This window comes from Roseiarcus sp., from assembly GCF_052145395.1.
Lineage (GTDB): Bacteria > Pseudomonadota > Alphaproteobacteria > Rhizobiales > Beijerinckiaceae > Roseiarcus.
The window spans coordinates 1-5,808 of sequence record NZ_JBKQOT010000455.1; the positions used below are offsets into that span (position 1 = coordinate 1).

A 5,808-nucleotide genomic window follows, 5' to 3' on the forward strand; every position below is an offset into this window, starting at 1 on the left:
TCGAGCGCTCCGGGAGCGGTCTTCTTACGTCGTCGCCGGCGATCAGGGCGTCGATTGGAGCCCTCGGACCCCTCGCGAGGATTCCATTACCTCCAAGGCCGTCACAACCCTCTCAAGCACGGTGAGGGCATCTTCCGTCCCGTCGGCCTCGCCCTTCTCGAAGTCGATGGCGGCCTGCCCCATGGTGTTGGTGACATGGGCGAGACAGAGCAGGCGGACGCCTTTCGCCCGCGCGAAGGCGTAGAGCGCGGAGGCCTCCATCTCCACGGCGAGAATGCCTTTCGCGTGCGCGGCTTCGATGGCCTCGGCGGTCTCGCGGAACGGCGCGTCGGTGGTCCAGCTCGCGCCGACGACGCAGCGCTGTCGCAACCTCGAAACGGCCTTTGCGGCGGCGGCAATGAGCGCCGGGTCGCCGTCGGCGAATTCCGAGGGCGGCGCGTAATGGTAGCTTGCGCCCTCGTCGCGCAGCGCCCGGTCGATGATCACGAAATAGGGCGGCGGCCCGGCCGGAACGATCTGCCCGGCCGAGGTCAGGCTGACAATGAGCTTGCACCCCGACTCGATGAGCTCCTCCGCCACCAGCACCGCGAACGACGCCCCCACGACACGGCCGACGACGCCGACTTGGCGCCCGCCGAGGGCGAAGACGTCGAGCTCGGTGTGATAGCAGGGCCAATCCCGGAACGGTATGGCCGCGCCCGACCGCCTGAGCCTTCGCACGAGATCGCCGTCGGGATCGAGGATGCACACCGCGGGCGCAGCAGTCTCCGCGATCCCCTTCTGCCTGCGGGCCTCGCGCAGCAAGGCCGAAGGCGTGAAGACTGAGGGGGCGTCCCAGTGCTTGTTGTCGAGGAGAGGCGGCCGGTCCATGATCCCTGCCTACGGGAGAAGGTTTCCGCGGGCAAGATTGGTCAAGGGCGACAATTCGGGGGTGCCGCCGCAGGGGCGGCGTAATGGCGGACCCTCCGCAAACGAACGCACGCCAAGAAGGGATGGCGAAACATGGCGACCGCCGCGATCGGGATCATCTGCAAGGCGCCGAAGGCCGGACAGAGCAAGACGCGCCTCATCCCGCGGCTTGGGCCAGAGCGCGCCGCAGCCCTCGCCCGGGCCTTTCTCATCGATCTTTCGCGCTCGATCGAGGAGGCGGCCGCGGCGGTCGGCTGCGCGGGCTACGCAGTCTGCAGCCCGGAGAGCGCCGCAGCCGAGCTCGCGACCTTTCTGCCGCCTGCGTTCGCCTATATCGTGAAGACGGACTGCGATCTCGGTCGGGTGCTGGACGGCGCGACGCAGGAGTTGCTCGCCCGCGGCCATGAGAGCGCGATCCTGGTCAACGGCGACAGCCCGACCCTGCCGGCGGCCCTCCTCGTCGAAACCGTCCGCGCGCTGCGGGTGCCGGGCGCGCACGCCGTCTTCGTGCCGGCGCTCGACGGCGGCTATTCGATTGTCGGGCTCAACAGACGGACCCCGGAGATCTTCGCCGACATTCCCTGGAGTACGCCGGCCGTCATGCGGCGGTCGCTGGAGCAGGCCGAGCGGCATGCAATCCCCGTCGAATTTCTGTCGCCGTGGTACGACGTCGACGATTCGGAGAGCCTCGACTGGCTCTTGTCCGAGCTTCGCGGCGAAAGGCCCGGGGGCCTCGTCCACAAAGGGGCGGAGGCGCCGGCGACCCGAAAGGTGCTCGGTCTTGAAAGCTGAATCGGGCGCCGTCCTCGCGGCCGCGGGGCTCGTGCTCGTCGCTTTCGCGCTTTCGGGAGGAATGATCCTCGGCCGCGCGACGAGCGATCTTCTCTTTTACGTTTGCGCAGCGGCCCAGGCCGCCCTCGCCGCGTTCGGCGCGCGGCTCGCCGCTCGCCACAGCGCCGGCGTATTCGCAATCCTCGTCCTCGGCGCTGCGGTACTTCGGCTCGCCTTCGTCCTGCAAACCCCGACGCTCTCGGGCGACGTCTATCGCTACATCTGGGACGGGCGGGTGATCGGCGCTGGCTTCGACCCTTATCTGCACGTTCCGGCCGATCCCGCGCTGATAGCGCTGCGCGACTCCGAGCAATATGGCCTGATCGACAAGCGCGACTATGCGGTGACCATCTATCCACCCGCCGCCGAGGCGATTTTCGCGCTCGTGACGCGGTTTTCGAGCCGCGTTGTCGCCATGAAACTCGCGATGGTTCTGTTCGAGGCCGCAGCCGTCCTCGCGCTTTTCGCGCTAATGCGCCGCCTGGGCAGGCCCCCCGGCGGCCTCGTCGCCTATCTCCTTCATCCCGCGCCGATCTGGGAGATCGCCGGCAACGGCCATGTCGACGCGGCGATGCTGGCTTTCCTCTATGGCGCCTTCGCGATCGGCGGGGCGAGCAGGCCCTTCCTGGCAGCGATCCCGATGACGCTCGGGGCGCTGACGAAGCCGACCGGCGCGCTCGGGCTGCCCGCGCTCTGGCGCCCCATTCAGGTCGCGCTGCCGCTGTTCGTGTTGGCGATGGCCTCATGTCTCTATCTGCCGTTCGCCGCGGCTGGGACCGGACTCATCGGCTTCCTGCCGCGCTATCTCGAAGAGCAGGGCTTGGCGAGCGGCGAGGGCGTCTTCTGGCTCGCCCTGCTCGGCAAGGTCGGGCTGCTTCGCCCGGCGATGGCGCCGGCCTTCGCGGCGCTGACCGGCCTTGCGCTCCTTGCGCTTGCGCTCTGGACGCGCCGGCGCGGGGCGACCGATCTCGGAAGCGGGCTCAGGGGAACGGCGCTTCTGCTCGTCGCCTTTCTCCTCGCGATCACGCCGACGTTCCCCTGGTACTTCCTCGCCGCGCTCCCAATGACGCCGCTCCTCGGGTTTTGGAGCCCCTACGCGCTCGCAACCGGCGGCTTTCTTTTGTATGGATTCCAGGCCGACGCGCCGCCCTTTTTTGGCCGCTGGGCCCTTCTCATGGGGCTCGCGGTCGCGGGCGCGATCCGCGACGTAACGCAAGGGGCGAGGAGAGGCGAGACATGAAGCTCGAACTCCGCGATCTGCGGCCGGCCCCAAGTCGGGCGATCGACCCGCGGCGCTACCACGAGGCCGCCGACCCGAAACGCCCGCCGATCGCGGAGCGCTTGCCGGTCTGCCTCTATCTCGAAGTGACGAACCGCTGCAACCTCCTCTGCACGACCTGCCCGCGCACCTATAAAGAGCTCGAGCCGCCGGCCGACATGTCCTGGGATCTCTTCACCCGGATCGTCGGCCAGGTTCCCGCCCTCTCGCGCGCCGTCCTGCACGGCGTCGGCGAGCCGATGCTGGTCAAGAGCCTGCCGGCGATGGTCCGTCATCTCAAGGAGCGCGGCGTCTATGTTCTGTTCAACACCAACGGCACGGCGCTCAACGAGCGCAACGGGCTGGCGCTAATCGAGGCGCGACTCGACGAATTGCGCGTCTCGCTTGACGCGGCGACGCGCGAGAAATTCCGCGTCGTGCGCGGCGTCGACGTCTTCAATCGGATCCTGCAGAACGTCCGCCGGTTTCGCGCGCTGCAGGTGCGCGAAGGCGCCGCGTCGCCGCGCGTTTCGCTTTGGCTTACGGGCCTCAAGGAAACGCTCGCCGAATTGCCGGCCTTCGTGCGCCTTGCCGCGGACACTGGCGTGAGCGAAGTCTATCTGCAGCGCCTCGTCTTCTTCGATGACGACCCTGTGGGCCTTGCTCGGCCCGACCAGACCCTGTTCGAGCGCCTGCGAGAGGAAGAGGCCGAGATCCTCTCCGAAGCCGAGGCCGATGCCCACCGCCTCGGGGTCACGTTCTCGGCTTCGGGCGCCGCGTCCGGGCCCGGTGCAAGCCTGACGCCTGCGACGCGCGACAATCCGTGGTCGCTCTGCGGCAGGCCTTGGACGCTCATGTACGTCACCGCCAACGGGCGGGCGCTGCCTTGCTGCATCGCCCCCTTCGCCCTGCACGGCTACGAGAACTACACGCTCGGCGACGCGGCCTCGGAATCGCTCGCGTCAATCTGGAATGGCCCTCGCTATCAGGATTTTCGCGCCGCACTCCAGTCGGAACGGCCCCCGCGCGCCTGCGGCAACTGCGGCCTGCGTTGGAGCCTGTGAGGGATGCGGATCGGCGACGCCGAGGCCGTCGTCTCAGTCGTCATTCCCTGCCTTGACGAAGAGGTTGCAATCGGGCCGCTTGTTGAGGCCTTGCGCGCGCTCGGTACCGACGAGGTGATCGTCGTCGACGGCGGGTCGCGCGATCGCACGATCGAGCGGGCGAAGGCGGCCGGGGCCCAAATCGTCGTCGAAACGCACCGCGGCTACGGCCGCGCCTGCGCTGCGGGCGTCGCCGCCGCGCGGCCAGACGCCGCAGTCATCGCCTTCATGGACGGCGACGGCTCCGACGACCCCGCCTTCGTTTCAGACGTCGTCGGCCCTGTCCTTGCCGGCGAAGTCGACTTCTGCATGGGCTCGCGGCTCGGAAGAGGGAGCGACCGGGATGCGCTGAGCGTTCAGCAGCGCGCGGCCGGGCGGCTCGCCGGTCTGCTCATGCGCGTGGCCTACAGCGTGCGCTTCACCGACATGTCGCCGTTTCGCGCCATCCGTTGCGACCATCTCAAGGCGCGCGGTATGACCGACGCCACCTATGGATGGAACCTCGAGATGCAGATGCGGGTCGCGGCGCGGAGGCTAAGAATCCGCGAGGTGCCGGTGGCCTGCCGCCGCAGGATCGGCGGCGAGTCCAAAGTCTCCGGCAACCTGAGGGCCGCGCTTCCAGCGGCCCTCGTGATCGTCCGCACGTTTCTCCGGCTCGCCGCGACGCTGCGCGCGGAAAGAGTCACGTAAGAAGCCGCACGAGCGCGCCGAGGCCGCGCCCATCGCGCACGAAGGCGACGTTGCGCCTGAGCCACACGTCAGCCCCGAGCGAACGGCCCGCGGCGAACACCGCGAAGGTTCCGCAGAGCAGGATTAGGAACATGTAGCTCCACGGCCACTCCTCCGGGTCGCCCGGACGCTTGTTGTAGATCCCGAGCCAGAGGTTGACTGTGAACAGCGCCGCGGCGACGCCGGCGAAGCGAACAAAGAGCCCGAGCATCAGCGCGATCGCAAAACCGAGCTCGGCGAGATAGACGAGCGGATTAACGATGTCGAAGTTCGGCAGGATCACGTCGTTGACGAACGCGCGGTGCACTTCAAAGGCGGCGCGCCCCGCCATCTGCTGCGTCCAGTACCAAAGGCCGTTTTGATGGCCGAAGGGCAGCTTCCATAGCGTTCCCTGAAACCACATGCAGCCGATCAGGAGGCGCGAGAACCAGAGCCAGAGCGCCGTTCCGTTGCGCTGCGCCGGATCCTCCCGCCAATTGACGACGGCGAGCCAGAGGCTGCCGGCTAGGAGCGCGTAGAACACAAGCAGGATAAGGTACTTCCACAGCCCGAGCGCCTCGAAGTCGCCCGTGTTGGCGGTGAGGAAACTGAAGGCGTCGGTGATTGGATTTGTCATGCGAGCGTGCCCCTTCCGATCTGGCACGATGGTGTGACTATCGGCTGTTCGAAGCCGCTCGGCAATTGGTTACAGGTGTGGGCAACTTTCAACGTTTCGCGCCTCGAATGGTCGTCGGCTAGGCCGCTGCTTTAGCAGCCCGGTGACGAAGTCCCGTTTTCAGTTTGAGGGCGGCGCCGGAGCGATAAGGACGAGCGCTGCGAATTGGCGGTCGACGAGGGCGATCAGGCCGAAGACCAGCGCGTTCTCGGTTCGCAGGGCGAAAATGAAGGCGTATGCAGCCTCCGCGGCCTCCCTCGGCGTGCCTTGACCGTGGAGGGCGCGCATCAGAACGCCAAGATTGAAGCCGGCGACATGAATCA

7 protein-coding genes are annotated in these 5,808 nt (G+C 67.7%); 4 read left to right on the plus strand and 3 right to left on the minus strand.

Features of this window, described 5'->3' with window-relative positions; translation table 11 throughout:
- Positions 1–42: 42 nt before the first annotated feature.
- A complete protein-coding gene (locus ACLP25_RS15465) occupies positions 43–870 on the minus strand; it encodes a nucleoside phosphorylase (protein ID WP_442470075.1) in 828 nt (275 codons plus the stop codon).
- Between the two features lie 132 nt (positions 871–1,002).
- Here ACLP25_RS15465 and ACLP25_RS15470 point away from each other — a divergent pair, with 132 nt between their 5' ends.
- Genes ACLP25_RS15470 through ACLP25_RS15485 form a run of 4 tightly spaced genes read left to right on the plus strand, consistent with a single transcriptional unit; the run spans position 1,003 to position 4,791 of the window.
- Positions 1,003–1,701, plus strand: a complete 699-nt coding sequence (locus tag ACLP25_RS15470) for a TIGR04282 family arsenosugar biosynthesis glycosyltransferase (RefSeq protein ID WP_442470076.1) — start codon at positions 1,003–1,005, stop codon at positions 1,699–1,701.
- Positions 1,691–2,980 (plus strand): hypothetical protein, encoded by a 1,290-nt coding sequence (locus ACLP25_RS15475; protein ID WP_442470077.1) that lies wholly within the window; start codon positions 1,691–1,693, stop codon positions 2,978–2,980. The genes ACLP25_RS15470 and ACLP25_RS15475 overlap by 11 nt, the downstream gene beginning before the upstream one ends.
- A complete protein-coding gene (locus tag ACLP25_RS15480; RefSeq protein ID WP_442470078.1) occupies positions 2,977–4,062 on the plus strand; it encodes a radical SAM/SPASM domain-containing protein in 1,086 nt (361 codons plus the stop codon). Before ACLP25_RS15475 ends, ACLP25_RS15480 begins: the two co-directional genes overlap by 4 nt.
- 3 nt (positions 4,063–4,065) lie before the next feature.
- Positions 4,066–4,791: a glycosyltransferase family 2 protein gene (locus tag ACLP25_RS15485; RefSeq protein ID WP_442470079.1), complete on the plus strand. Its 726-nt coding sequence runs from the start codon at positions 4,066–4,068 to the stop codon at positions 4,789–4,791.
- On the opposite strand, the gene ACLP25_RS15490 is transcribed toward ACLP25_RS15485, so the two are convergent.
- Entirely contained in the window at positions 4,784–5,446 is a 663-nt protein-coding gene (locus ACLP25_RS15490) for a DoxX family membrane protein (protein WP_442470080.1), read from the minus strand. The genes ACLP25_RS15485 and ACLP25_RS15490 overlap by 8 nt on opposite strands.
- Before the next feature lie 159 nt (positions 5,447–5,605).
- Positions 5,606–5,808: hypothetical protein (locus ACLP25_RS15495; RefSeq protein ID WP_442470081.1), on the minus strand; the 203-nt coding region annotated here is incomplete at its 5' end.